Origin of the sequence: Streptosporangium sp. 'caverna', assembly GCF_003203775.1 — a bacterium.
Taxonomy (GTDB): domain Bacteria; phylum Actinomycetota; class Actinomycetes; order Streptosporangiales; family Streptosporangiaceae; genus Streptosporangium; species Streptosporangium subroseum.
The window spans coordinates 632,254-658,339 of sequence record NZ_CP029711.1 but is presented as its reverse complement, the minus strand read 5'-3'; the positions used below and the strand labels follow the sequence as shown (position 1 = coordinate 658,339).

At 66.8% G+C, this 26,086-nt stretch carries 20 protein-coding genes; 13 read left to right on the top strand and 7 right to left on the bottom strand.

What is annotated here, in order from left to right; translation table 11 throughout:
* Positions 1-59 precede the first annotated feature (59 nt).
* Positions 60-260, top strand: coding sequence for a hypothetical protein (locus tag DKM19_RS49260; protein WP_162641259.1), 201 nt, complete (start codon positions 60-62; stop codon positions 258-260).
* Between the two features lie 29 nt (positions 261-289).
* Here DKM19_RS49260 and DKM19_RS49255 read toward each other — a convergent pair whose 3' ends face one another.
* On the bottom strand, positions 290-1,624 hold the full coding sequence (locus DKM19_RS49255; protein ID WP_162641257.1) for a hypothetical protein: 1,335 nt from the start codon (positions 1,622-1,624) through the stop codon (positions 290-292).
* Between the two features lie 343 nt (positions 1,625-1,967).
* Here DKM19_RS49255 and DKM19_RS03135 point away from each other — a divergent pair, with 343 nt between their 5' ends.
* Positions 1,968-3,113 carry an acyl-CoA dehydrogenase family protein gene (locus DKM19_RS03135; RefSeq protein WP_110694405.1) on the top strand — a complete coding sequence of 382 codons (1,146 nt, stop codon included), beginning with the start codon at positions 1,968-1,970 and terminating at the stop codon, positions 3,111-3,113.
* Between the two features lie 196 nt (positions 3,114-3,309).
* Here the strand turns inward: DKM19_RS03135 and DKM19_RS03130 are convergent, their stop codons facing one another.
* From DKM19_RS03130 to DKM19_RS03110, 5 genes are all read right to left on the bottom strand, one after another.
* Positions 3,310-4,161, bottom strand: a complete 852-nt coding sequence (locus DKM19_RS03130) for an RNA polymerase sigma-70 factor (RefSeq protein WP_110705452.1) — start codon at positions 4,159-4,161, stop codon at positions 3,310-3,312.
* 8 nt (positions 4,162-4,169) lie between these two features.
* Positions 4,170-5,051: an NAD(P)-dependent oxidoreductase gene (locus tag DKM19_RS03125; RefSeq protein WP_110694404.1), complete on the bottom strand. Its 882-nt coding sequence runs from the start codon at positions 5,049-5,051 to the stop codon at positions 4,170-4,172.
* Between the two features lie 108 nt (positions 5,052-5,159).
* Positions 5,160-5,858 carry an SDR family oxidoreductase gene (locus tag DKM19_RS03120; RefSeq protein WP_110694403.1) on the bottom strand — a complete coding sequence of 233 codons (699 nt, stop codon included), beginning with the start codon at positions 5,856-5,858 and terminating at the stop codon, positions 5,160-5,162.
* A gap of 33 nt (positions 5,859-5,891) precedes the next feature.
* Positions 5,892-6,911 carry an aldo/keto reductase gene (locus DKM19_RS03115; RefSeq protein ID WP_110694402.1) on the bottom strand — a complete coding sequence of 340 codons (1,020 nt, stop codon included), beginning with the start codon at positions 6,909-6,911 and terminating at the stop codon, positions 5,892-5,894.
* Positions 6,912-6,943: 32 nt separating this feature from the next.
* The gene (locus tag DKM19_RS03110; RefSeq protein ID WP_110694401.1) at positions 6,944-7,378 is read right to left on the bottom strand and encodes a VOC family protein; all 435 of its coding nucleotides are present in this window, start codon (positions 7,376-7,378) and stop codon (positions 6,944-6,946) included.
* 89 nt (positions 7,379-7,467) lie between these two features.
* Here DKM19_RS03110 and DKM19_RS03105 point away from each other — a divergent pair, with 89 nt between their 5' ends.
* Positions 7,468-8,349 carry a LysR family transcriptional regulator gene (locus DKM19_RS03105; protein WP_110694400.1) on the top strand — a complete coding sequence of 294 codons (882 nt, stop codon included), beginning with the start codon at positions 7,468-7,470 and terminating at the stop codon, positions 8,347-8,349.
* Positions 8,350-8,517: 168 nt separating this feature from the next.
* Here the strand turns inward: DKM19_RS03105 and DKM19_RS03100 are convergent, their stop codons facing one another.
* Positions 8,518-9,126, bottom strand: coding sequence for a DUF4386 domain-containing protein (locus DKM19_RS03100; RefSeq protein WP_162641256.1), 609 nt, complete (start codon positions 9,124-9,126; stop codon positions 8,518-8,520).
* Between the two features lie 1,171 nt (positions 9,127-10,297).
* On the opposite strand from DKM19_RS03100, the gene DKM19_RS03095 reads away from it, so the two are divergent.
* Genes DKM19_RS03095 through DKM19_RS03050 form a run of 10 tightly spaced genes read left to right on the top strand, consistent with a single transcriptional unit; the run spans position 10,298 to position 26,025 of the window.
* A complete protein-coding gene (locus DKM19_RS03095) occupies positions 10,298-10,474 on the top strand; it encodes an MbtH family NRPS accessory protein (protein ID WP_239514059.1) in 177 nt (58 codons plus the stop codon).
* A 19-nt stretch (positions 10,475-10,493) separates the two neighbouring features.
* Positions 10,494-12,272: a non-ribosomal peptide synthetase gene (locus DKM19_RS03090; RefSeq protein WP_162641254.1), complete on the top strand. Its 1,779-nt coding sequence runs from the start codon at positions 10,494-10,496 to the stop codon at positions 12,270-12,272.
* A complete protein-coding gene (locus tag DKM19_RS03085; protein WP_110694396.1) occupies positions 12,269-13,516 on the top strand; it encodes a cytochrome P450 in 1,248 nt (415 codons plus the stop codon). The genes DKM19_RS03090 and DKM19_RS03085 overlap by 4 nt, the downstream gene beginning before the upstream one ends.
* Entirely contained in the window at positions 13,513-14,241 is a 729-nt protein-coding gene (locus DKM19_RS03080; protein ID WP_204358633.1) for a thioesterase II family protein, read from the top strand. Before DKM19_RS03085 ends, DKM19_RS03080 begins: the two co-directional genes overlap by 4 nt.
* Positions 14,242-14,257: 16 nt before the next feature.
* Complete coding sequence (locus DKM19_RS03075; RefSeq protein ID WP_162641253.1) at positions 14,258-14,473, top strand: hypothetical protein; 216 nt, start codon at positions 14,258-14,260, stop codon at positions 14,471-14,473.
* Between the two features lie 39 nt (positions 14,474-14,512).
* Positions 14,513-15,589, top strand: coding sequence for a phosphopantetheine-binding protein (locus tag DKM19_RS03070; RefSeq protein ID WP_110694394.1), 1,077 nt, complete (start codon positions 14,513-14,515; stop codon positions 15,587-15,589).
* 5 nt (positions 15,590-15,594) lie between these two features.
* On the top strand, positions 15,595-15,825 hold the full coding sequence (locus DKM19_RS03065; RefSeq protein ID WP_110705450.1) for an MbtH family protein: 231 nt from the start codon (positions 15,595-15,597) through the stop codon (positions 15,823-15,825).
* Positions 15,822-24,128 (top strand): non-ribosomal peptide synthetase, encoded by an 8,307-nt coding sequence (locus DKM19_RS03060; RefSeq protein ID WP_110694393.1) that lies wholly within the window; start codon positions 15,822-15,824, stop codon positions 24,126-24,128. The genes DKM19_RS03065 and DKM19_RS03060 overlap by 4 nt, the downstream gene beginning before the upstream one ends.
* The gene (locus DKM19_RS03055; RefSeq protein WP_110694392.1) at positions 24,125-25,378 is read left to right on the top strand and encodes an MFS transporter; all 1,254 of its coding nucleotides are present in this window, start codon (positions 24,125-24,127) and stop codon (positions 25,376-25,378) included. Before DKM19_RS03060 ends, DKM19_RS03055 begins: the two co-directional genes overlap by 4 nt.
* Entirely contained in the window at positions 25,375-26,025 is a 651-nt protein-coding gene (locus DKM19_RS03050) for a hypothetical protein (protein WP_110694391.1), read from the top strand. Before DKM19_RS03055 ends, DKM19_RS03050 begins: the two co-directional genes overlap by 4 nt.
* The last annotated feature ends 61 nt before the right edge of the window (positions 26,026-26,086 follow it).

Sequence of the window (26,086 nt, the reverse complement as noted above, 5' to 3'; positions counted from 1 at the left end):
GGCTTCGGGGTGGGGTCGCCCCCATGGGGAGGCAGGCCGCCGTAAGGAGGCTGTCCCCCATGGGGAGGCTGTCCACCAGGGGGGAGAGCACCGTACGGAGGCTCCCCGCCCTGAGGATAAGCGCCCTGGGGAAGCTGGCCGCCGGGGGGAAGAGCACCGTACGGAAGCTCCCCGCCCTGGGGAGGAAGAGCACCGTGAGGAGGCTGGCCGCCCTGCGGCGGCTGGCCACCCCCGTAGTAGGGGTCGGGGCCGCCCTGTGAAGATCCTGGGTACATCCCGCGCCCCCTACTTAGTCCTGGCCGCGCACGTGCGCCGCCCGCCGCCTCTTCAACGCCACTCCCCCGAAAACGCTTCCAAGGACCATGGCCGTCCCGAGGCCGAGCAGTCCCACTCCGGAGGACTTCTCGTCGGGAGCCTCACCGGTCTGGGCACCGCCAACGGGCGTGATGATGACCTGGGGAGCGGTCGGCGTGGGCCTGGTGGGCGTCACGGTCGCCGTCACGGTCAGGGTCGGCTTGGGCGTCGAGGTGGTGGTGGTCGACCCGCCTGGCTGAGTATTCGTGTTGCTCGGAGTGGGAGTCGGCGACGTAGTGGTGGGACTCGGAGAAGGACTAGCCGAAGCCTTCTCCACCTTCACCGTTGCGATTTCCGGATTTGCTGGGGCATCGCAAACCGTGTCGAAGTATGCCGGAGGATTGGCAAGCGTGTCAGTGATGACATTGAAGCCGTCAATTTGCGTGTACTGGTTTGGCCCTGCCTGGCTAGTTACCTTAATCCTGTACTTACCGTAAGGCAGGACTTTCGACTTCCACAGAACCTGCTGAGCTAGACGCTTATCCGCCGATGCGGCACCTGCGGCCTCAGACACCTTTGACGCGTCAACAGTTCCCGAGTCCAGAGCCGTTTGCTTATCACCCTCGAAAAGCTCGACCAACACCGAGCCATGATCCTTGTAACGTTCAGCGATATACTCTACGCCTGTGCCGACAAATTCCATATTCGCAGTGGCGGTATTGCCGACCGAGGTGTAGTGAGCATCCAGATTCCGATCACGCGTGGCGTTCGCCCACTCTGCCGCAGGGCTCTTCGGGTCATCGAGGCCGCTTGCGTAGGCCCAACCATCGCCGTACTTGATCGGGAGCTCACCATGAAAAGGGATCGGAGGATGATCGGTCTCATCCTCCGTAGCGTCGTTGATCTCTGCCTTAGCTTTCGGCGGAGTGAAAGCAATCTTCAGCTGACCGGGCGTAACCTTGATTTCCCCCTCTTTAAAGGTGCCAGATTCACCAAGGAGCGTCTCGGGGAGTGCCAGTTTATCGCCCTGCTTTAACGCGACCTGATCCTTATTGCCCAGCGACTCAATGGTCCCGTTGAGTGCTCCGGTTACGCTTACCAAGCCCGTGGCTGAAATCCGAGCACCGGCAGCGTAATCGTCAGGCGCTACAAAGGATGGGCTGGTCGCCGAATCCGTAAGGGTCCAATTGAGCTGAAGGGCCTGGCCGATAGCCGTGGTCTTCGGAATCGAGAGTTTCACCCTGAGAGGCTTCGTTCCAGCGGTTCCGAGCAACCTTCCGCCCGCAGTCGTGACCTGAGTACAGGTGTAGTCGTAGGTGTAGTGCTCCACCTCTACAGCGGCACGAGCCGGAGTCAGGACTGCCAGACCGCCAACCGTCACCCCAAGGGCCGAGGCGACAGCTGTCCTACGGAGTCTTGCTCCCCACCGCACCACTGGATACTCCACTCACGAAGACCTGGTCACAAAACTGGTCATCTCATCACAACTAGGACTGGATCGTACTGCCCTGCGATCTCCCGCCGCAGTGGTACGAGAAGACACCCAGGGGACTGTGGCGGAGTTGTGATGTGTCGTTCACGGGGCGCGAGCCGTACCGGCAGGTGGGTACAGGTGTACTAGGGAGTAACAGGATCTTATTCTGTCCCTGGAACCCCCTAGTAGGAGGCAGACGATGCAGCGAGACCTCTTCGAGGAGGAGCACCAGCTCTTCCGTGAGACCGTGCGTGAGTTCCTGGCCCGCGAGGTCGCGCCCCACCATGACCAGTGGGAGAAGGACGGCATCGTCCCCCGCGAGGTGTGGAAGAAGGCCGGGGAGCTCGGGATGTTCGGCTTCGGCGTGCCGGAGGAGTTCGGCGGGGCGGGGATCACGGACTTCCGCTACAACACCGTGATCGACGAGGAGGTCATGGGGATCGGCGCGACCGGCCTGGGCTTCTCACTGCACAACGACATCATGGCCCCGTACTTCGTGGATCTCACCAACGACGAGCAGAAGGCCCGATGGCTGCCCGGGTTCGCCAGTGGCGAGCTGATCACGGCCGTCGCCATGACCGAGCCCGGTGCGGGCAGCGACCTGCAGGGCATCCGGACCACCGCCGTACGCGAGGGCGACCACTACGTGGTCAACGGCCAGAAGACCTTCATCACCAACGGGATCAACTCCGACCTGGTCGTCGTGGTCGCCAAGACCGATCCCACCGCGGGCGCCCGGGGGACCTCACTGCTCGTCGTCGAGCGGGGCATGGAGGGTTTCGGCAGGGGCCGCAATCTCGACAAGATCGGCATGCACGCCCAGGACACCGCGGAGCTGTTCTTCGAGAACGTACGGGTCCCCGCGGCCAACCTGCTGGGCGAGCAGGAGGGCCAGGGCTTCTTCCAGCTCATGCGCAACCTGCCGCAGGAGCGCCTGTCGATCGCCGTGATGGCCGTGGCGGTGGCGGAGACCGTACTGCGGGCGACCATCGAATACTGCAGGAGCCGCAAGGCCTTCGGAAGCAACATCGGCAGCTTCCAGAACACCCGGTTCGTCCTGGCCGAGCTGGACACCGAGGTGGAGATCGCCCGCCACTACGTGGACAAGTGCGTCCTGGCCCTCAACGCCGGGGAGCTCACCGCCGTCGACGCCGCCAAGGCCAAGTGGTGGACCACCGAACTGCAGACCAAGACCGTCGACCGCTGCCTCCAGCTGCACGGCGGCTACGGCTACATGATGGAGTATCCGGTCGCCAAGGCCTGGGTCGACAGCCGCGTCCAGACCATCTACGGCGGCACCACGGAGATCATGAAGGAGATCATCGGCCGCTCCTTCGGCTTCTGACGCCACCCGGGCCGTCCGCGCGGGGGCCTGCCGCGGGGGCTCGGAAACATCGAAAAGTAGCGCCAAGACACGTGATCATGATTCTTGACGTGACTGGCTGTTCTGATGCGCTGGACTCCCAGCCGGGACGGGGTGACGCAAAGGCACGTAGCGAGCATCGTGATGCGATCATTCGTCGGCCTGGAACCGGCGCCCGTCACGGCAGTCGATGGAAGTGCGTGAGTTTGTCGGGATTCAGGACGCAGTAGATGGCATGGATGAGGCCGTCGCGGGTGTCGACGGTGACGAGCTGCTCCCTGCCGTCGACGGTGACCCATACGGCGGGTCCGCCGTTGGCCTCGACCAGGCGAGCCCTCTCGAACGAGTAGCGGCGGACCAGACCGGAGATGAAGGCCACGACGCCGGCCAGGCCGGATACCGGGCGCAGGGCGGCGCGGACCTTGCCGCCGCCGTCGTTCCAGGCGACGACGTCCTGGCTGAGCATCGAGGTGAGAGCGTCGAGGTCTCCGCCCTGGGCGGCCTCCAGGAATCGGACCAGGAGCTTCCCGTGGTCGTTCGCAGAAGGGTGGAACCGGTCGCGGCCCTCGGCCAGCCGCTTGGCCGCGCGGTGGTGCATCTGGCGACAGTTGGCGACCGAGGCGCCAACGATCCGTGCGATGTCCCCGTAGGGGTGGTCGAACGCCTCACGCAGGACGAACACCGCCCGCTCCGGCGGGGAGAGCCGCTCCATCAGATGCAGGGTGGCGTAGGACAGGGTGTCGCGCAGTTCGGCGCTGTCCAGCGGCCCGAACGCGGTGCTCTCCACCGGTTCGGGCAGCCACGGCCCGGTGTAGGCCTCGCGGGTGACCCGGGCACTGCGCAGCTGGTCCAGGGCGAGTCGCGACACGATCGTGATGAGAAAGGCCCGAGGCTCCCTGACCTCCTCCCGGTCGGCGGCGGTCCAGCGCAGGAAGGCGTCCTGGACCACGTCCTCGGCGTCCCACATGCTGCCGAGCAGGCGGTAGGCCAGGCCCAGCAGCAGGGGACGGTGCTCTTCGAACACGTGCATGGTGAAGATCATGCCGCGACGAGTTCGGAGGCCAGACCGCGCCTCCAGGTGGCGTGCCGAGGGCGCCAGTCCAGGCGGAGGCGGGCTCGGGTGTTGGCGGCGCCGCGCAACTCGTTCATGAAGGTGACGCCCCAGCCGCCGACCACGAGCCTGGCGGCGAAGACGGGGATCCGCCTGGGAGCGGGTGCGCCGAGCATCTCGGCCACCGCCGGCAGCCACTCGTACACGGGGGCGGGGTCGTCGTCCACGACGTTGAGTGCGCCGGTCACGTCGCGGTCGAGAGAGGCGACGATCGCGGTCGCCGCGTCGTGGACGTGGGTGAAGGAGAAGACCGACTCCCCCCGTCCGACGATCGGCATCTTCCCCTGGCGGATCTGGGCGGTGACGCTGCCGTGGGCGTCGAAGGCCGTACCCGGTCCGTACAGGTGCCCGAAGCGCAGCACCAGGCCGTCGGCCTGCCCGGTCAGCCGCTCCAGTTCGGTCAGTGCCGCCAGCGACGAGGCGAACTGCCTCGGCGGAGCGGCCAGCAGAGGGGTGTCCTCGTCGGCCGGACCCTCCCCGTGCCGGTAGGGATAGGCCAGGCCCTGGACGACGAGCCGGACACCGGGCGCGGCGTCGATGAGGTTGCTCAGCCCTTCGGTGCGCAGCCGGTTGGTGAGCGCGAAGTCCCTGGCCATGGTCCTCGGATTGATCGCGGCGGGGATGGCGGTCGCGACGTGGACGACGGCGTCCGGGGCCGCCTGCCGTACGGCCCTGCGGACGGCGTCACGGTCCAGCAGATCGGTGCCGTGCTTTCGGGAGACCTCGACGACCTCGTGTCCTACGGCGGTGAGCAGCGGGACGAGAGAGCGGCCGATGACCCCGGTGGATCCGGCGACGAGAACCCTCATGATCACTCCTTGGTGTCGGTTACGGGGACTGGACGATTCGGCCACCGGAGATGTGACAGTGACCCGCATCACATCGCGGACCGCGGGTCCCGATCCGGGGAAGGCGTGTCACCAGGGCAGTGGACGCCTGTCGCGGAAGAAACCGCCGGTGGGGCCGGAGTCGGGGAGGGTGGCGGCCCATACGATGCCGGCGGCGCCGTCGGCGACGGGGCGTCCTCCCGGTCCGCCCATGTCGGTGGCGACCCAGCCGGGACAGACGGCGTTGACGAGGATGTCGTCGTTGCGCAGTTCGGCGGCGAGCATCCGGGTGAGGGCGTTGAGGGCGGTTTTGGAGGCGGTGTAGGCGGGGGTTCCTCCGCCCATGTTGGTGAGGGAGGCGGCTTCGCTGGAGACGTTGACGATCCTTGCGTGGTCGCTCAGACGCAGCAGCGGCAGGAACGCCTGCACGCTCCGCCACGGACCGTAGAGGTTGGTCTCGGCTGCCTCCCGGACAACGTGGAGATCGGCCGTGGCGGCCCGCTGCCCGATGTCATAGGTGATCGCGGCGTTGTTGACGAGGACGTCGAGCCGGCCGAAGCGTTCGCCCACCTCGGCGGCCGCCTCGGCGATACTGCGGGTGTCGGTGACGTCCAGGCGGAGCGGATGGACCCCGGCCCCGTGTGCCCGCAGCTTCCGGGCGGCCCGCTCCGCGTCCGGCATCGATCGGGCGGTGAGGATCACCGAGTGGCCGAGGTCGGCCAGTTGCCGGCACACCTCGTGGCCGATGCCGCGGCCGGCACCCGTGACCAGGGACACGTGGGTCGTCATGCCGTACTCCTCACCTGCCCGATCACGGGCACTTCAGGAACGTCCGTCGACCCGCTGGGAGGCCTCGCCGAACACCCAGCCGGAGGTCTGGGAGATGAAGTCCGCGGGGAATCCGCGGGTGAAGCCGGTCGCCTCCTCCAGTCGCGAGATCGCCTCGCCGGGGAGCACGATCTCGATCGCGGCCAGGTTGTCCTTGATCTGTTCGACGGTGCGCGCACCGATGATGGGGTGCACCGCGCGGGATCGGGCCCTGGTCCAGGCGATGGCCACCTGCGAGCTGCTGACACCCAGCTCGCCGGCGACCTCGTCGACGACCCGCGCGACGGCCAGGTCGTGCGCGGTGATCGAGTCGCCCGCGATCCGGGTGCCCGCCTCGGGGCCGCCGGGCCGGGTGAATTTTCCGGAGAGCACACCGCCGCCGAGCGGGCTCCACGCCGCGACGCTCATCCCCTGCGCCTCGGCCATTGGCAACAGCTCCCGCTCGATGTCGCGGTTGAGCAGGCTGTAGGGGACCTGGAGTCCGGCGAACGGCGTCCAGCCGCGCCATTCGGCGAGCGTGTTGGCGCGAGACACCACCCAGGCCGGGGTGTCGGAGATCCCGATATAAAGAATCTTCCCGGCCCGTACGGCGTCGTCCAGGGCGCGCATGGTCTCCTCGATCGGGGTGTGACGATCCCACAGGTGCACCCAGTAGATGTCGAGGTAGTCGGTGCGCAGCCGGCGAAGGCTGGTCTCCAGCGAACGGGTCATGTTCTTGCGATGGTTGCCCGCCGCGTTGGGGTCGCTGCCGTCCCGCGACACCGTGTACTTGGAGGCGAGTACGAACCGGTCGCGGCGGCCGTCGAGAAGTTCGCCGAGGATCTCTTCGCTGGCACCGCCGCGGTAGTTGATCGCGGTGTCGATGACGTTGCCGCCCGCGTCCGCGTACGCGTCGAGGATCCCCCGGCACTCCTCGATCGGTGCCCCCGCTCCGCCCTGCTCGCCGAAGGTCATCGCGCCCAGGAACAGTTCGGAAATCCGCAGGCCGGTCTGGCCCAGCAGTCGGTAACGCATGGTCGGTCCTTCCAGTTTTCGAGAGTGGGCGGTCAGGCGCCGAAGGCCTTGGCGGCCTCGCGGGCGATCTCGTCCGGAGAGACCTCGCGCAGGTGCTGCGAGATGCCCCAGCGATGGCCGGACGGATCGAGGATCTGCCCGTGCCGCTCACCCCAGAAGGCATCGGCCAGCGGCTGGAACACCGTGGCTCCGGCGTTCAGGGCTCGCTGCCACAGGGCGTCGGCGTCATCGGTGGCGATCTGCAGCGCCCCGTAGGTGCCGCCCAGGGTCAACGGCGACACGATGCCGTGGTCGGGAAACTCGTCGGCGATCATCACTGTCGAGTCGCCGAACGCCAACTCGATCGTCATCACCTTGCCGCCCGGCAGCGGAACCCGGCTCAGCTCCTTGGCATCCAGCGCCTCGGCGTACCACTGCGCGGCACGGACCACGTCTCGGACTACGAGGTGAGGGGTGAGGGTGGCCATGTGGTCCTCCAAATGATCGTTATCGGATAACCCGAATCATCGGCCGCCCCGGCCGGCATGTCCAAGATCTGCTGTGATAACCAACAGCTATGGATGCGCACATTCGGGATCTGCGGTACTTCGTCGCCATCGCAGAGGAACTGAGCTTCATCCGGGCGGCCGAGCGCCTGTTCGTGTCCCAGCCGGCCCTCAGCAAGCAGATCCGGCAACTGGAGAACGGCCTGCGTGTCCGATTGTTCGACCGGGACCGGCGGACGGTACGCCTCACCCCGCCCGGTGAGGTCCTCCTGACGGCTGCCCGCGAACTCATCCGCTCCTGGGACGAGGCGCAGCGTCTGGTGAGCGACACGGCGGCCGCCGAGGCCGCCGTGCTGACCATCGGCCTGTCCACCAGCGTCGGGCGTGGCCTTCTGCAACGGGCCCGGACCCGGTTCGCCGAACGGCACCCGAACTGGCGTCTGGAGATACGCCAGATCAACTGGGAGGACGCGACCGCGGGCCTGGCCACAGCCGACGTCGATGTGGCGCTGGTGTGGTTGCCGATCCCGCAACAGGAGCAGTTCACCATCCGGGTCCTGGCCACCGAGCCGCGCTGGGTCGCTCTGCGCGACGACCACCCGCTCGCCGATCGCGCCGAGGTCGAGTTCGGCGAACTCCTCGACGAACCGTTCCTGGCGCTTCCCGAGCAGGCCGGGCCACTACGCGACTACTGGCTTGCCGCCACCGAACGGGGCGACCATCCCGTACGGATCGGAGCGACCGTCCACAACGCCGAGGAGACCTTCGCCGCCGTCGAAGGAGGCAGCGGCATCGTCCTGCTCGCCGCCGGCAACGCCGCCATCTACCGGCGCACCGGCATCACCGCGCTCCCGGTCAAGGGCCTGACACCCTGCGAACTCGCCCTCGCCTGGAGCCCCGACGATCACCGCGCCGTTCTCCGCGACCTCGCCCAAGCCCTGTCGGACTCCTGATCACACCAGAAAGACATTCTGGGCGTCGCGTTCGACATTCAGCTGCGACCGAACAGACGCCCCTCCAAAAGCACGCCACCGACCGGGCGATGCGCTTTTTGCATATTAAAAGCAAAAAGCCCCGGCAGATAAATCCCGCCGGGGCCTGAGCTAACACGTGCCGGTTGGCTACGCCGCGCCGACCCGAGCCGGCTGAGACACCTGAGGCAGCTTGAAGCCCTTGGCGAACAACCAGATGGGCAGGACCAGGACTTCGAACAATCCGCCCGGAACCAGCAAGATCATGCCCATCCCCATGTCCGTGTCCAGGACGCCGAGGAGGTCCAGCGGCACTCCCAGCAGAAGCAGGGCGTAGCCGATGAGCCCGAGGACCGCGATGGGCTGAGGGACTATTTTTGAAACGAACAGCAGGTAGTTGAACACCAGGCCGCCGATGGCCGTGGGAATGTATACCCACAACATCGCATTGGGGACGGCCTGCAGCTGAGTCAGCAGGTGGATGCCGCAGATGGCGGAGACCGCGAACTCGGCGACCCTCATTATCGGATACCAGCGGGCCAGCTTCTGGTCGAATCCCTTCAGGACCTGATACATGAGGAGGCCGATTCCCACCACGGCCAGACCCGAGCACATCATGAACGCCACACCGGCTGTCAGCGCCGTTCTGCCGGAGTCGCCGTCGATGAATCCCTCGGTGAGGGTGTTCCCGATCACGGCCGAGACCATCTGCAAGACGAATAAGACTCCGACCGCGACCGCGATTTTTCGGGTTGCCATAACCGGACCGTCCTTTCTACGTCCTTGGGCGAAGGTCACGTCTTCGACGGCGATTCGCATGGCTCGATCATCGCGACGAACGGCAGGACGCGGCCTCACACGGCTCGCCATCTCACCCGGGTGAGATGGCGAGCCGCAGGGCCTTGAAGGGGACCACGGTGCGGGAGATGGGCCTGGCGGCTACGGAACCGCGCCCACCCGCGCCGCCCGGTCAGCGTGCTCGCCGGTCCCGGCTCGGCTCCGGCATCGACAGCCACGTCCGATTGGCCTTGCCACACCCGACGGAACGAGAACGGCGTCAGCGAAGGGCGCTGATCCACTCCAGCCGGCCGCACCTCGGCGAAGGTTCCTCGCAGTCGTGTTGCGCGCGGAGACGATGCGGTGGGTCGCGCGGACTTGGTGTCAGGAGCTGCTTTTCGAGGCTTCTCCTGCGCTGACCTGGCACGCAGCCGATGGCGCATCTGCCGCTTGCCAAACGGTGATCTTCGTGATGTGGCCGGCCTCGGTACGGGCCGGGTGCGCAGGGTGATCGGGCGAGTGCCAGAAGTCGTCCGGTGGCCAGTCCCGTGAGAGCGCTCGTGGCGCAACGGTTCTTCCGCGAGTTTTCGATTGCCTTTTCGCAACGAGAATTCGCCGCAGGGGCCGCCCGCATTTCTCAGACGGCCAGCCGATGAGACCAACTCGCAACCTAGCCGACTCTGGATCGTGACTTTCTGTCAGGAAAAAGTGCGGACTTCGCAACGCGCACTCCGCCTACCAGCGCAAACCCGCATGCAAACCCAAATCACATACTTAATTAAATAATTTTGCAGACGTCCTGACTTCGAATTCGTGCATGCTGTCGACTATTGTCCGGAGGCTTATCAGCGTGATAGCGTCCGAAATCGTAGCCTGGGGGCTGCACATAAGTAATATGTTCGCGTGGTCGGCGAGATGTGATTGTCGATCCCAGCTTCCTGAAGCGATTGACTAGACGCGTTCCTACGGGGGGGAACCGTTCGCTGCGTCCGGCAGGACGGGTGCTGGATTGACCTCTGCAACAAATTCGGTTCCTGCGTGTTGCAGGGTTGCGGGCTTTATCTAAATTCAAGGGGGAATGGGTGTGAATTGGACGGCGGATAAAACGCCTCCTCAACCTGTTACTAACGGAGACACAATTCCTGAGAACGATGTGCGATACACGGTGGTCTGCAACCACGAAGAGCAATATTCCATCTGGCGGGTTGGCGAGCCGGTTCCCGAAGGTTGGCGGGAAGCCGGCGTCACCGGTTCACAGGAACAGTGCCTGGCCCATATCGAAGAAGTGTGGTCCGACCTGCGCCCGCTGAGCCTGCGCCTGACTCGCTGAGAACGAAAGGAAAATTGTGGTGGTGCAACACAAGCTCATCCACCGGTGGGTGGAGGACGCGGTCGCGGAAGACCCGAACGCTGTCGCGGTCACCGCGGGGAATTCCGCGCTCAGTTACGGTGACCTCAACACACAGGCCGGCGCGCTGGCCGGATTGTTGCGAGCGCACGGTGTCGCGGTCGGATCGCGAGTGGTCGTCGCGGTGCCCCGGTCCATCGACTTTGTGGTGGCGGCCTTGGCGGTGCTCAAGGCGGGCGGAGCATACGTGCCGATCGACCCGGAGTACCCGCTGCGGCGGCAGGAGCTCATGCTCGCCGACTCCGGCGCGACGCTCATCATCACCGCCGGCGGACAGAGTCCCGAGGGGTTCCCCGCGGTCGACATGCGTACCGCGGTGAAAGCCGATGGCGCATCCGGAGCGGACAGCGGCGACGAGACGGCACCGGACATCCGTCCTGAGGACCTCGCCTACATCGTGTACACCTCCGGCTCGACCGGTATCCCCAAAGGCGTCTGCATCTCCCACGCCGCGGTTACCGACTTCATCGGATCGGACCGCAGACTGGCGATCTGCCGGGGCGAGGTCGTCGCTCACCTGGCCCCGACCGCCTTTGACGCCGCGACGTTCGAGATCTGGGGCGCGCTGGCCCGCGGGGCCACCGTCGCCGCCCTGAGCAAGGAGGAGATCTCGGTCGCGGAGTTGGGCGGCGCCCTGCGCACGGTCCGGCCAGACTGGATGTTCCTCACCACCGGCTTGTTCCACTTGCTCGTGGACCACGACGTGGCGATGTTCAGCGCCGTCGGGACTGTGATCACCGGCGGGGACGTGCTCTCACCACAACACGTGCGAGCTGCGGCGGAAGTGGTGTCACGAGACCTCTACGCGGCGTACGGACCGACCGAGACGACCGTGTTCGCGTCCCTGCACAGGGTCGATCCGGCACGCTCCTACGAGCGGGTGCCGATCGGCCGGGTCCTGCGCAACAAGAAGATGTACGTACTCGACGACGACCTCGGCAAGCTCCCACCGGGCGTGGTCGGGGAGATCTATCTCGGTGGCAGTGGCTTGGCCCGCTGCTATCACCACCGCGGAGGGGCCACGGCGGAGCGCTTCCTGCCCGATCCGTATTCCGAGACCCCGGGTGCACGGCTCTACCGGACCGGTGACCTCGGCAGGCTGCTCCAGGATGGTGAGGTCGAGTTCATCGGTCGCACCGACCGTCAGGTGAAGGTGCGCGGTTTCCGGGTCGAACTCGGCGAGATCGAGGCCGTGCTGTCGGCACACGAATCGGTCGGTGCGACAGCGGTGCTGGCCGTTGGTGACGATGAGAACAGCAAACGGCTCGTGGCCTACCTCGCTCCCGCAGGTCGGGCTGAGCTGAGTGCCGCGGCGCTCCGGCGCTGGGTCACCGATGCGCTTCCCGCCTACATGGCCCCGTCGCACTACGTGTTGTTGGAGACGCTGCCTCTCGACCCCAACGGCAAGGTCGACCGGAAAGCCCTTCCCCAACCGTGGACCGCCCGCGCGGATTTCGACCTTCCCGCGATGGTCGCGCCCAGGACCGACACCGAACGACTGGTCGCCCAGGTGATGGCCGACGTGCTCGAACTGGACGAGGTGGGCGTCGAGGACGGCTTCTACGCCCTCGGCGGGGACTCCTTGCGCAGCGTCCGGATGCTGGAGCACCTACGAGGCCTGGGCATAACCATCAGTGCACGAGACTTCCTGTACCGGCCCACCGTCAGTGCCCTCACCGGACTGGTCGACGAGCAACAGCTGGTCGGAGACAGGAAATGAAGATCACGTCTCCCGCCCGCGACGCACGAGTCCCGTTGACCGGTGTCGACCTCTACGACCCGGCGCCCTTCCGCGAGGAATGTCAGCACACCCTGTGGCAGACCCTGCGTGAAGAATCGCCTGTCTGGTGGCAGCGGGCGCCCAACGGGACCGGGTTCTGGTCCTTGACCCGCCATGCCGACTGCGAGCAGCTGCTCAAGGACCACCGCAGATTCAGCTCCGAGTACGGCACGATCCTCAGCTCGGTGGGCATCGGGGACGCCGCGCGCGGCAAGACCATGACCGTCACCGATCCGCCTTTGCATGGGCAGCTGCGCAATCCGGTGCTGCGCAAACTGGGCTGGGCGGTAATCCGCCGGTGCTCCGACCAGCTCCGAGCAGAGGTCGGCCGAGTCGTCGCACCGCTGCTGGAAAACCGAAAGGCCGACTTCGTCGAGCTGATGCACTACCTGCCGATGGCGATGCTGGCCCCGATGATGGGCATTCCCGCGGAGTTGCGTGCCGAGATCGCCCGATGGTCGGCGGTGAGCATCACGCCCGACGAGCCTGGCCTCACCGGTGGGATCGATGGACACATCGCCGCGCGAGAGGCGCACGTGCACATGCTCGATCTGTTCGGCGCTGCGATCAAGATGCGGGCCGGTGACCCGGGCGACGACGTGATGACCGCGCTGACCGAGTTGCTTCTGGACGGTGAGCCACTGACCGAGTGGCACATGGCGCTCAACTGCTACAGCTTGATGATGGGCGCGCACGCCACCACACCGCACGTGGCCAGCCAGATAGTGGCCGTCCTCGCCGAGCGACCGGACCTGTGGTCGGCGGTGCGGGCCGATCCCACTCTGATCCCCGCGCTGGTCGACGAGGGCACTCGCTGGACGTCCCCGACGCATCACCTGCTGCGGCGGGCCAATGTGGACACCGAGATCGGTGGTACGGCGATCACCGAAGGCGACTGGCTGGTCGGGTGGGTCGGTTCGGCGAACCGGGACCACGACGTGTGGGACGACCCGTACGAGTTCCGCCTCGACCGGGGGGCAAGCCCGCACCTGGGTTTCGGCGCCGGACCGCACTACTGCATTGGTGCGCAGGTCTCCAAGACGGCGTTGACGGTGCTGTTCGAGATCCTGGCCGAGCACGTCGAGCGGTTCGAGGTCGCCTCCGAGCCCACGCACCTGACCTCGAACTGGATCAACGGCATGACCCGGATGGACCTGGTGGTCCACCTCGGAGCGCGGACATGACCCGGTGGACCCTGCGCCCCATCCCGGCCGACGGGGATTTCCTGGTGTTCGGTCTGCCGTACGCGGGCACCGGAGCCACCTCGTTCAACGGGTGGCCGCGCGAGTTCGGAACGGGCCGGTTCTGCGCTGTGCAGCCACCGGGACGGGAGAACCGGTTCGACGAGGACACGGTCAGCAGTCATCAGGAATTCGCCGAGGGCCTGGTGGAAGCAATCGCCGACCGGCTGGACCGGCCGTACGCGCTGATCGGGCACTGTGGGTCGGTGCCGTACCTGCTACAGACCGCGGCGCATCTGGAGGAGCGTGGGCTTTCGGCTCCCCGGCGGTTGTTCGCCTCCGGGTGGGGAGCTCCGGACCGGGGGCTGTACGGCAGGCTGAACTTCGTCGACCTGGCCGAGGTCGACATGGTCGCCGAGATCGAGGACCGATGCACGGCCCTGGGCCAACGGCTGCACCCTGAATTCGTCGAACTCGTCGCGGAGATAATGCTCGCCGATCTGCGGGTGCAGCGCGGCTACCGGGCTGAGGCACTGCCCAGCCGGGACATTCCCGTATCGGTGATCGGCTGGACCGAGGACAGCGTCGTCCCCCCGAACGTCGTGTGGCCCGGTTGGGAAGAGTGCACCGCGGCCACGTTCCAGATACTCGAGGGAGACCACTGGGAGTTTCTCCGCTGTCCCCAAGCGCTGCGAGACCTCGTCGAGCACGAAATGACTGCCCCATGAGCTCGATCGTGTGGAAGTGGAATACCGCAGAACAAAGGGCTTCACCCTGTTCGCGACCTGCCGCGAGCTGAACGAACCGGCGTTCCCGGGCAACCGGCCGGTGGTGCACGGCCACACCGGGTTCACGCCCCGCTACGACCGCAACGACCGCCGGCCGCACCGGGCCCACGTCCAACTGGACGGGCGACGCGACCTGTCGCAACTGGTCGGCCCGGGTCCTGTGTCGGCCTGATCAACACACCCTCGAGCCCCTCGACAAAGGACACGGCGTATGAATCCATCGCAGACGATCACCGAACGGCCGGCGAGCCCATCGGAGCCGAGCCTGGTGCGCAACATGCTCATCGAGATCTGGAGCACCACGCTGGGACGCGAAGTGACCGCAGACGACAACTTCTTCGAAGCCGGCGGCGACTCGCTGTTGGCGTTGGTCACCATCGAGCAGATCAACCAGCGCCTTGGCTGGCAGACCAACATGGGCGACCTGCTGCGGTTCCAGACCATCGCCAAACTGAGCGCGGAAAAGGCGCAGCCGCAGGCCGCCAACGCCGAACGTGCGTTGATCCGCATGAGCAACCCGGGCGCACGCACTCCGATCGTCTTCATCCATGCCGGGGGCGGCATGGTCGATGGCTACGCCCGGCTTGTCCGGGAACTGGGCACCGACCGGGGCTGTTACGGGCTGCAGTCCCCGCTGCTGCTCGAGGCCCCGGGGAACGTGCCGGAGAGCATGGAGGGGTTGGCCGCGCTCTACGCGGATCTGCTGCAGGACGAATTCGGCGACGACGACTTCCACCTGTTCGGCTCCTGCGGCGGCGGCGCGATCTGCGTCGAGCTGGGCCGTATCGCCGCCGATCGCGGGCTCAACCTTGGCAAGACCGTCGTGGTCGATGGCTATCTTGAACTGCACTCCACCGGTGAGGCGCCGGAGAACGAGCTGCTGGTGGACTTCTATGACGGCGTTCTGCGCATGTCGGGCACAACGGGGCAGTTTCCGGCGGTGACCTCGCAGGACGCCGACGTGGAGGAGTTGATGCGGTACGCGGCGGCCGCCGTGTTCGGCACGGGCATGGGTTCGGACGAACGCGCCGAGGCGTTCTGCCGTCGCGTCTACGCCTCCTTCCTGAACGCCGCGCATGCGCTGGCCATCTACCGCCCAGAGCCCGCCGATGTCGACATGCTCATGCTGCTGGCCGGGGACAACCACACGCTCGACGAGTGGCGTTCGGTCATCACCGGCGAACTGACGGTCGAGGTGTTGCAGTCCGAGTTCCACGGCCAGCGGCTCTGTATCGAGGAGGCCCCGTACCTGGCGGCCCGCATCATCGGCTACTTGGACGAGGAATGATGGGCATGGACACGACGGCTACCAATCCGTTCGAGGACGCCGCCGGCGTGTACCGGGTGTTGCGCAATGCCGATGGTCAGTACTCCCTGTGGCCGGACTTCGCCGAGGTGCCCGCCGGGTGGCACACCGTCTTCGGGCCCCAGCAGCGGGCGGCCTGCGTCGAGCACATCGAGCAGAACTGGACGGACTTGATTCCGGCACGCCGGGTCAGCACGGCGGGAGAACGGGCATCATGACCGTTCCACCGGAGCGTTTCGACGCCACCGACACCGACGAAGAGCGGACGATCGGTCTCGTCGGCCGGTTCGAGGAGCAGGCCGCCCGCGCGCCCGAGGCACCGGCACTGGTTGCCGGGGACACCGTCGTGACCTACGGGGAGCTCAACGACCGGGCCAACAGGGTCGCGCGCCGGCTGATCGGCCGAGGCGTCGGACCGGAAGACATCGTCGCGGTCCACCTGCCTTCCGGTCCCGACCTGGTCGCCGCGTTGTTGGGCACGCTGAAGGCCGGCGCCATGTATCTGCCTCTGGACCCGAACTACCCGCCGGCTCGGGTCGCGTACATGATGGCCGACGCCGCACCTCGGACGCTGATCACGACGCGCGAGGTTGCGACCGGCCTCGACGGCCCGGCCGGCGTCGACGCGGCCGCGCTGTTGTACCTGGACGAGCAAGAGGACCCGCAGAACCTGGCGCCGGCCGACCCGGTCGGCCACATCCACGGTCCGGACCAGGGCGCCTACACCATTTACACCTCCGGCTCGACAGGCCGTCCCAAAGGCGTCATCGTCACGCACCGTTCGTTGGCGAACTTCCTGGCCTGCCTGTCGGATCTGTTCCAGGTGCACTCCGGTGACGTGGTGTTCTCCACCACCCCGGTCTCCTTCGACATCTCCGGGTTGGAGCTGTACCTGCCGTTGGTCAACGGCGCCGTGGTGCACCTGGTGCCGCGGGAGACCGCCGTGGACGGGGTGGCGCTGCGCCGGTACCTGGCCGCCGCCCGGCCGACACTGGTGCAGGGCACTCCGGCGCTGTGGCAGCTGCTGCGGGAGGCCGGCTGGAGCCCGGACGAGCTGCCCGGCACGGGACGTCTGCTGTGCGGCGGCGAGGCGCTGCCGCAGGATCTCGCCGACTTCCTCGCTGCCGGTGCGGCCGAGGTGTGGAACCTCTACGGCCCGACGGAGACCACCATCTGGTCGCTGCTGGCGCCGGTGGTCGCCGGCGAACCCGTCTCCATCGGGAACCCGCTGTGGAACACCGGCATCCACATCCTGGACGAATGCCTGACGCCGATGGCGCAGGGCGAGACGGGCGAGCTGTACCTCTCCGGCGACGGGCTGGCCCGCGGCTACCACGGACGCGGTGCGCTCACCGCCGAACGGTTCGTGGCGTGCCCGTTCGGCGCGCCCGGGAGCCGCATGTACCGCACCGGAGACCTGGTGCGGCAACGCACCGACGGTACGCTGGATTTCGCCGGCCGCGCCGACGAACAGGTGAAGGTCCGCGGCCACCGCGTCGAGCTCGGCGAAATCGAAGAGACACTGCGCCGGTTGCCGCAGGTCGCCCAGGCACGGGTGGTCGTGCGCGAGGACATCCCGGGCGTGGCTCAGCTGACCGGGTACGTCGTACCGGCCACCGGCCAAGCGCCCGATCCGGACGAGCTGCGCCGCGCACTCGGCACCTGGCTCCCGGAGTACATGGTGCCGGCCGGCATCGCGGTGTTGGACCGCTTCCCGCTGACCCCGGCCGGCAAACTCGACCGTAAGGCGCTGCCGCCGGTGGACTTCTCCGGTATCGGCGTGGGCCGTGCTCCCGCCACCCCGCAGGAGCGGGCGCTGGCCGATTTGTTCGGTGAGGTGCTCGGGATCGGCGACGTCGGCGCCGACGACGGTTTTTTCGACCATGGCGGCGACTCGCTGCTCGCCACCCGCCTCATCGCCCGCATCCGGGCCGAGTTCGGCGTGGAAATACCGATCCGAGCCGTATTCGACGAGCGCACCCCGGCTGCACTGGCGCTGCAGGTCGCCGGTGCCGAGCAGGCGCGGTCCGCCTTGCGCGCCATGGACCGCGGCGCCTCGCTGCCGCTGTCCTACGCCCAGCAGCGGCTGTACTTCCTCCATCGGCTGGAAGGTCCCAGTTCCACTTACAACCTGCCGATCGCGGTGCGGCTGACCGGGGAGGTGGACTTGGCCGCGCTGCGCGCGGCGGTGACGTCCCTCCTGCGGCGGCACGAGAGTCTGCGGACCCGCTTCGCGGATGGACCGTCCGGGGCCGAGCAGGTGGTGGTGGCCTCCGATGCCGCAGCCGTCGAGGTCACCGTGCATGAGGTCACGACCCAAGAACTGCCGGCCGCCATCGACGCTGCGGCGGGGCACCTCTTCGACCTCGCCGCCGACATTCCGGTACGGGTCGATCTGTTCCGTACCAGCACGCACGAGCACGTGCTGCTGCTGTGTATCCACCACATCGCCAGCGACGGGTGGTCGCTGGCGCCGCTGGTGCGCGACCTCTGCGATGCGTACACCGCACATCGCGCGGGCACGACGCCCACGACGCCGCCGCTGGAAGTCCAGTACGCCGACTACACGCTGTGGCAGCGTGAACTGCTCGGATCGGCCGACGACGCGGACAGCCTCATGGCGCGGCAGCTCGCCTACTGGCGCGAGCAGCTCGCGGGCGCGCCGGAGCTGTTGGAGCTGCCGATCGACCGGCCGCGCCCCGCGATGGCGACCTACCGCGGCGACGTGGTGCCCTTCGAGGTGCCGGTCGCGCTGGCCGAACGGCTCACGAAGCTGGCCAAGCAGGAGGGCGTCAGCCTGTTCATGGTGCTGCAGGCGGCCACGGCGACCTTGCTGACCAAACTGGGCGCCGGAACGGACATCCCGCTGGGCAGCGCGCTGGCCGGTCGCGCCGACAGCGCGCTCGACGAGAACGTCGGGTTCTTCGTCAACACCCTGGTGTTGCGCACCGACACGTCGGGCAACCCGTCCTTCGCCGACCTGCTTGGTCGGGTCAAGACGTCCAACCTGGCCGCGTACGAGAATCAGGATCTGCCGTTCGACTACCTCGTCGACGTGCTGAACCCGGCCCGCAGTACCAGCCGCCACCCGCTCTTCCAGGTCATGCTGGTGCTGCAGAACAATGTGGCACCGCGGTGGCGGCTGGACGAGCTGACGGCCGAGCACGAAGTGGTGCCGACCCGTACCGCGAAGTTCGACCTGACGTTTGAGCTGACCGAGCGGTTCACGGTGGACGGGCAACCGGACGGCCTCAGCGGTGAGATCGAGTACGCGACCGATCTGTTCGACCGATCCACGGCCGAGACAGTGGTCGAGCGGCTGCTGCGAGTGCTCCGCGCGGTAGCCGATGACCCGGCTCGGGAGCTGGGAGCGATCGACGTCCTCAGCGAGACCGAGCGGCATCTGGTTCTGCACGCGTGGAACGACACCGACCTGCAGCTCTCCGGCGCCACCTACCCGCAGTTGCTGGCCGACCAGGTGGCCCGCACCCCTGATGTCGTCGCGCTCGTCCACGAGGACACCGAACTGACCTTCGCCGAACTGGACCGCCGATCGAACCGGATCGCCCACTGGTTGATCTCCCGCGGCGTCGGCCGCGACGACGTGGTCGGACTCGCGATGCGGCGCTGTCCGGAGCTGCTGTGCGCGCTGCTGGGCATTCTGAAAGCAGGCGGGGTATATCTGCCGCTGGACCCGGACTATCCGCCGGACCGGCTGGGTTTCATGATCGCCGAAAGCGCCCCCGTCCTGCTGCTGACCATGACCGACGTCGTCGCGAAACTTCCTGACCATGCGCGGCAGGTGCCGCGCCTTGAATTCGACGATCCGGACGCGCTACGCGAACTGGCTCAGCACCGCGCGGACGCGCCGACGGACGCGGATCGCCGCGCGGCGATCCGTCCCGAAGACCTGGCGTACGTCATCTACACTTCCGGCTCCACCGGCCGGCCGAAAGGCGTTGCCGTCACGCACCGCGGCATCCCCAACCTCGCCCACAGCTACCTGGAGCGGTTCCAGCTCAAGGAGGGCTCGCGGTTCCTGCAGTTCTCCTCGATCAACTTCGACCCGACGTTCTGCGAGTTGTGCTGCACCCTGCTCGCCGGCGCAACCGTCGTGCTCACCTCGCCCGATGAGATGCTCTCCGGCGATCGGCAGCGTGAGGTGATGGTCCGGTACCGGCCCACCCACATCACCTTCTCACCCACCATTCTCGGTGGGATGGCCGAAGACGCGCTCGCGGAGTGCGGCAACCTGATGGTCGCCGGTGAGATCTGCCCGCCCGCGCTGGCTGCCGCGTGGGCACCAGGCCGCCGGATGATCAACACATATGGGCCGACGGAGGCCACCGTCGACACCTTGTACTGGGAGTGCGGCAGCGGCCCGGACGGCTATGAGGACGTGTCGGTGCCGGTGGGTCGTCCGCTGCACAACACCAAGGTGTACATCCTTGACGCCGCGCTTCGCCCGGTGCCGCCTGGCGTCACCGGTGAGCTGTACATCAGCGGCCACGGCCTGGCCCGCGGTTACCTCGGCCGGCCCGGCCTGACCGCCGAGCGGTTCGTGGCCTGTCCGTTCGGAGCCGACGGCGCGCGGATGTACCGCACCGGCGACCTGGCACGCTGGCGCGCGGATGGCGAGGTTGACTTCGTCGGCCGCGCCGATGACCAGGTCAAGGTTCGCGGCATGCGCATCGAACTCGGCGAGATCGTCGCTGTGTTGAACGACCACGAGAAGGTGGTGCAGTCCGCCGTCATCGTCCGCGAAGACACCCCAGGGCACCAGCAGCTCGTCGGCTACGTGGTGCCCGCCACCGATTCCGGGGCACGCGGCGGGGCTTCCGACATCGAACATGTCGGCAGATGGCAGCAGATCCACGAGCAGGGCTACAGCGAGCAGCGGCACCTCGGTGCCGAGCAGGATTTCACCGGCTGGAACTCCAGTTACGACAACGAGCCGCTGCCGCTGGAGCATATGCGCCAGTGGCAGGCGGCCACCGTCGAGCGCATCCTGGACATGCGACCCGACAGGGTCCTGGAAATCGGTGTCGGCTCCGGCCTGATCCTCTACCCGGTCGCGCCGCACTGCACCCTGTACGCCGGTGTGGACTTCTCCGCTTCCCTGATCCAAGCCCTTGACGCGACGATCAGCGGCACCGACCTGCGCGATCGGGTCGATCTGCGCACCATGGCCGCCCATGAGGTCGGCGTGCTGGCGCCGGCTCGTTTCGACACGGTAGTGATCAACTCGGTGGCGCAGTACTTCTCCAGCGTCGAGTATCTGATCGACGTGCTGCGCCAGGCGATGGAGCTGCTCGATCCCGGAGGACGGATCTTCCTTGGTGACATCCGTAATCTGCGGCTGCTGCGTGCCTTCCTCACCGCTGTCACCCTGCACGACGGCGCGCACTCCGAGGAGTCGCCGGCCACCGTACGGGATCTCGTCGCCCACCAGCAGGAGCTGGAGAGCGAGCTGCTGCTGGATCCGGCGTTCTTCGCGCGGATCGGCGAATGGGTACCGGATGTCGTCGGTGTGGACGTGCAGCTCAAGCGCGGTCGCTTCCGCAACGAGCTGACCGACTACCGCTACGACGTGGTACTGCACAAACGGGGAGCCGACCTGATGTCCCTCGCCGATGTGCCCGAGCTGGCGTGGAGCCGCGCGGTGGACGTCGACGCCCACTTGGCAGGCACCCGGCCGCAGGCGCTGCGCGTCACCGGCGTCCCCAACGACCGGGTGGCCGCCGAGGTGACGACCGCCCACCGGGTGGCCACCGGTGCCGGCACCCCGGTAGGTGACCTGTCCGCAGCGGCGAACGAACGGTCCGGAGTCGACCCCGAGACCCTGTGCGACGTCGGCGCCAAGCTCGGCTACGCCGTCTACCCGACGTGGACCGACACCGACGACGGCGACCGATTCGGCGTGGTGTTCCTGGCCTCCAGGCCGACCGTGGGAGCCGGGCTGACCGACGTGTTCCTGGCCGCGGACAGAGCCGACCGGCCGCTGCGGGAACTGGCCAACGACCCACAGGCCGCCGATCGCAGTCACCGCCTTGCCGCCGAACTGCGCCGCCACGCGGCACGGCGACTGCCGGACCACATGGTGCCCGCGGCCGTCGTCATGCTGGACGCTTTGCCGTTGACCCCCAACGGCAAGCTCGACGTCCGGCAGCTGCCCGCACCGGACTTCACCTCCCGGGCGGGACGGCCGCCGGCCACTCCGCAGGAGACGACGATGGCCGCGCTGTTCGCCGACGTGCTCGGGCTGGCGGCGGTCGGCGTCCAAGACCGCTTCTTTGACCTCGGCGGCGACAGCATCCGATCCATCCAGCTCGTCAGCAGGGCCCGCGCCGGAGGCTTCCAGATCACCCCGCGCGACGTTTTCCATGATCAGACGGTCGAGGCTCTGGTGGCCAGGGCTGCCCAGAATGCCGAGGTGCTCCCACCGGAGGCCGGGGTGGCCGCAGGCATCGATGCCTGGCAGAAGATCCTGCGAACTCCCGATCCGGCATATCCGGCGTCCGTCGTCCAACCCGCCGTAGACCGGCGTTGGGGCCGTATCACCAGGCACATCACCGGTACGAACGCCGAGCGGCTGCTGATCGACCTGCCGAGCCTCTATCATTGCGACCCGGAACATATCGCGCTGGCCGCGCTCGCCCCTGCTCTGATCGAGTGGCGCCGCACATACCTCCCAAAGGCCGGGGCCTGGTTGCGACTCGATATGGCCACGGCAGGACTGCCGACCGCATACCCGGTGCGCCTCAACCCGGGCATCCCAGACGTGGACAAGGCCCTGGCCGAGCCACGAGACCTGGCTCGTGCTCTCAAGCGGGTCAAGGAGCAGGTGCGCTCGGTGCCGAACGCCGGCCGCACGTATTCCTTGCTGCCGGCCGACGCAACGACCGCACAGCAACCGTCGACGTACGTAGGCTCCCAGGTGTGTTTCCGGCTGCTGCCCGCCGAGGAGGCCCACGGCAGGACCGGCGTACAGCACGGGGGCGATGACGGCGCGGACTACGCCCTCCGGATCGACGCCTTGCCGGCCGAAGACGGCGAGGCGGTGGAAACGATCTGGCGCTGGGACGCCACACGGTTCACCGAGGCCGCCGTAGGCGCGCTCGCCGACCGGTGGATGGCCGTGCTGAGCTCGCTGGCCGACCTCGCCGAGCGCCCGGGGCTTGGCGGGCTGACCCCTTCGGACGTCGGTTTGGTCAATGTCAAGCAGTCGGCCATCAACCAACTGGCGGCCGACTACCCCGGCCTTTGCGACATCCTGCCCCTTGCCCCGCTGCAGCAGGGTCTTCTGCTCTACACCGCCGGCATCGATGACGGCCCCGATCCCTACCAGAGCCAGAGCCTGTTCGACCTGGACGGGCCATTGGACGCCGAGAGGCTGCGGCAGGCAGCGCATGCGCTGTTGATGAGGCACGACAACCTGCGGGCAGGGTTCACCCACCACGGCCTGCAGATGCCGGTGCAGGTGGTGCAGGACCGGGTGGATGTGCCGTGGAACGTGCATGAGCTGTCCCAGCTCACTCCGGCGGAGCAGGAGCGCGGGGAGACCGAAATTCTCGCCGCGGACCTGGCACAACGCTTCGACCTGGCGAACCCCCCCTTGTTGCGCTTCACGCTGCTGCGGCTGGCCGCCGAGCGACACCGGCTGCTCGTCAGCGACCACCACATCCTGCTCGACGGCTGGTCGACGTCGCTGGTGTGGCAGCAACTGTTCGCCCTGTACAGGGGCGAACAACTGCCGACGGTGCCGCCGTTCCGGGACTATCTGGCGTGGTTGGCGGCGCAGGACCGCGACGCCACGGTCTCGGCGTGGCGTAGGTACCTGGCGGACGTCAGCGGGCCGACCAGGGTTCATCCGGCCAAGCCGGCGTCGGACGTCCCGCTGCGCACCACCAGTCTCACGCTGTCGCCGGAGTTGACCGGTTCGCTGCAACGCCGGTGCGCGCAGGTCGGGGTGACCCTCAACACCGCCGTGCAAACGGCATGGGGCATCACGCTCGGCCGACTCACCGGACGTGACGACGTGCTGTTCGGCAACACCGTCTCCGAACGTCCCGCCGACCTCGACGGCATCGAGTCCATGGTCGGCCTGCTGATCAGCACCGTGCCGCTGCGGGTGCGCGTCCATCCGGGCGAACCGCTCGGCAAGACCATGACCCGGGTGCAGGAATCCCAGCTGGAAATGTTCCCGCACCGTTCCTTCGAGCTCACCGAAATTCAACGGATATTCGGTGCGGACGAATTGTTCGACACGTGCTACGTCTTCCAGAACTACCCTGACGACGCCCTTACGCAGACCGGAACCGACGGACTGCGGGTGCGCGAACGCACCCAGGGCGCGAAGGGAGTCTCCCATTATCCACTCAGCGTCACGGTCATTCCCGGCCGGCGACTTGAAATCATCGTCGGACACCATCCGCAGGTATTCGATGACACCCGAATAAACGAGATCAAGGAGTCCATCATCAACACGCTCGAAATGATCGGATCAGAGGACGGCCGATGAAGAATTTCCTGGAAATGATCCGGGAACTCCCGTTCGCGATGAAGATCCTGCTGCTGTCCACGACGGCGCGAGCGCTGAGTTTCTTCGCAATCCTCGCCTACATGCCCATCTACCTGTACGACACGGTGGGCATGGACGGCGCCACCATCGGCTATGTGATCGGCGGCAGCGTGCTCGCCGGCACCTTGGTGAGCGTCTACGGCGGCTATCTCGCGGACCGGGTCACGAAGATCAACTTCATGATCGTGCTGGATATCGCGATCATGCTGCTCTACCTCAGCCTGACGGTCGTCCACAATCCGCTCGCCGTTGCGGCCGTGCTGCTGCTGGCCAACGTCGCCTCCTCGTCCATGGGCGTCACCGGCAGCGCCTTGCTCTCCGAACTGGTGCCGCCCGAGAACCGCACCAAGGTGTTTTCGTTGCGCTATTCGCTGCAGAACATCGGCGCAGCGGTGGGCCCTTTCATCGGCGTCGCCACGATCGCGGCCGGCTCCGGCGGGCCGTTCATCCTCGGCGTCGGCATCATCGGAGCCTCCCTGCTACCACTGATGATCTTCCGCCGCCGGTTCCTGCCCGTCGACGGCGAAGCGGCGGCGGCAACCGTGACAGAAGAGCAGGACGAGGAGTCGCCCAAGTTCCGCGAAGTGCTGAAGGTGATGCGGGCGGACCGCCGGCTGGCGTACTTCACCATTGGCGGCATTCTCAGCCTTGTGGTGTACGGGCCGTTGCTGACCATCATGTCGCAGTACCTCATCCTCGTGGAAACCCGCGAAAACGCCTATGAATTGGTCGCCTACATCTCGGCCGCAAATGCGGTGGTGGTCATTACCACCCAGTACGTCCTTGGCAGCCGCCTGAGGCAGGATAACCTGCTGAAATGGCTGATCGTGGGGTCCGCCGCATTCGCTGTCGGATTGTTCGTGATGTCGTTGTCCACGAACGCGGCCATCATCGTCATCGCTGTGGTGATTTTCACCCTCGGTGAGGTCATCGTGGTGCCCGCCGAGTTCACCTTCATCGACTCCATCGCCCCGGACAATCTGCGTGGCAGCTACTTCGGCGCGCAGAACCTCGTCCACATTGGCATCGCCTTGGGCCCGATTCTCTGCGGCTTCCTCCTTCAGCACTTCGCACCGGCTGTAATGTTCTACGTCCTTATCGCCATCGTGATCGCCGGCTTGTGGTTCTTCATCGCCGGCTGCCGGGTTGCGGTGTCTTCTGCGAACCAGGAGGTGAGGAATCCGGCATGAGTTTCGACGAGATCGTGCAGAAGACATACTGCCCGTTTGCCAAACCGTCGAAGATGGGGCCTGATATAACCATCCGCACGGTCGATGTCGAGAAGGAGTTGCCGCAGCACCGGGAAATCATCGCGGATTTCTTCCGTACAGCTGAGGAGCACTCGTTCGACGGCATGGTCATTACTTTTGACGACCCGTCACTCGGTGCCACGCTAACCGCACTGGGGGATCTGACGCGGCGCTTCTACGCGAAGCTCACCGAATTATTCTCGAGCGTCTATATTCCCGATGATCCGCGCCCGGATGAGAGATGGTACGCGATGATCGAGGGCGAACTGTTCTTCCTGGTCTCCTTTGCCCCGTGCTACCCGGGGGCGTCGCCGCGGTACACCTATGGTGATCGGCGCACCTACTTTCTGCTGCAACCAGCCAGCACTTTTGAGCGGCACGCCAAGACCATCGAGCGACGACGTGCGGGAATCAACCGCGCATTCTCCGCAGCCGGAAAACCGTATGATGCGCGGCTGGCGAATTTGAACAACGACATGTTCAAGGCCGTCATGCCGATCGACCCCATTGACCACCACATTCCGTGGTGGGAAGCGGCCGGCGGCCGGTCCGGAGCGCTGGACGCCCTCGAAGAGAGAGATCGGTAAGTCGGCGGCCTGACTCCCGCCGGCGGGCACCACAAAGCTTTCTGAGCCAACTCCGCTCTTG

Excerpts from the sequence above, each read along its gene's own strand:
- DKM19_RS49260 (WP_162641259.1), top strand. The coding sequence starts at position 60 with ATGGGGAGGCTGTCCACCAGGGGGGAGAGCACCGTACGGAGGCTCCCC.
- DKM19_RS03135 (WP_110694405.1), top strand. The coding sequence starts at position 1,968 with ATGCAGCGAGACCTCTTCGAGGAGGAGCACCAGCTCTTCCGTGAGACC.
- DKM19_RS03130 (WP_110705452.1), bottom strand. The coding sequence starts at position 4,161 with ATGCACGTGTTCGAAGAGCACCGTCCCCTGCTGCTGGGCCTGGCCTAC.
- DKM19_RS03125 (WP_110694404.1), bottom strand. The coding sequence starts at position 5,051 with ATGAGGGTTCTCGTCGCCGGATCCACCGGGGTCATCGGCCGCTCTCTC.
- DKM19_RS03120 (WP_110694403.1), bottom strand. The coding sequence starts at position 5,858 with ATGACGACCCACGTGTCCCTGGTCACGGGTGCCGGCCGCGGCATCGGC.
- DKM19_RS03115 (WP_110694402.1), bottom strand. The coding sequence starts at position 6,911 with ATGCGTTACCGACTGCTGGGCCAGACCGGCCTGCGGATTTCCGAACTG.
- DKM19_RS03110 (WP_110694401.1), bottom strand. The coding sequence starts at position 7,378 with ATGGCCACCCTCACCCCTCACCTCGTAGTCCGAGACGTGGTCCGTGCC.
- DKM19_RS03105 (WP_110694400.1), top strand. The coding sequence starts at position 7,468 with ATGGATGCGCACATTCGGGATCTGCGGTACTTCGTCGCCATCGCAGAG.
- DKM19_RS03100 (WP_162641256.1), bottom strand. The coding sequence starts at position 9,126 with ATGGCAACCCGAAAAATCGCGGTCGCGGTCGGAGTCTTATTCGTCTTG.
- DKM19_RS03085 (WP_110694396.1), top strand. The coding sequence starts at position 12,269 with ATGAAGATCACGTCTCCCGCCCGCGACGCACGAGTCCCGTTGACCGGT.
- DKM19_RS03080 (WP_204358633.1), top strand. The coding sequence starts at position 13,513 with ATGACCCGGTGGACCCTGCGCCCCATCCCGGCCGACGGGGATTTCCTG.
- DKM19_RS03070 (WP_110694394.1), top strand. The coding sequence starts at position 14,513 with ATGAATCCATCGCAGACGATCACCGAACGGCCGGCGAGCCCATCGGAG.
- DKM19_RS03065 (WP_110705450.1), top strand. The coding sequence starts at position 15,595 with ATGGACACGACGGCTACCAATCCGTTCGAGGACGCCGCCGGCGTGTAC.
- DKM19_RS03060 (WP_110694393.1), top strand. The coding sequence starts at position 15,822 with ATGACCGTTCCACCGGAGCGTTTCGACGCCACCGACACCGACGAAGAG.
- DKM19_RS03055 (WP_110694392.1), top strand. The coding sequence starts at position 24,125 with ATGAAGAATTTCCTGGAAATGATCCGGGAACTCCCGTTCGCGATGAAG.
- DKM19_RS03050 (WP_110694391.1), top strand. The coding sequence starts at position 25,375 with ATGAGTTTCGACGAGATCGTGCAGAAGACATACTGCCCGTTTGCCAAA.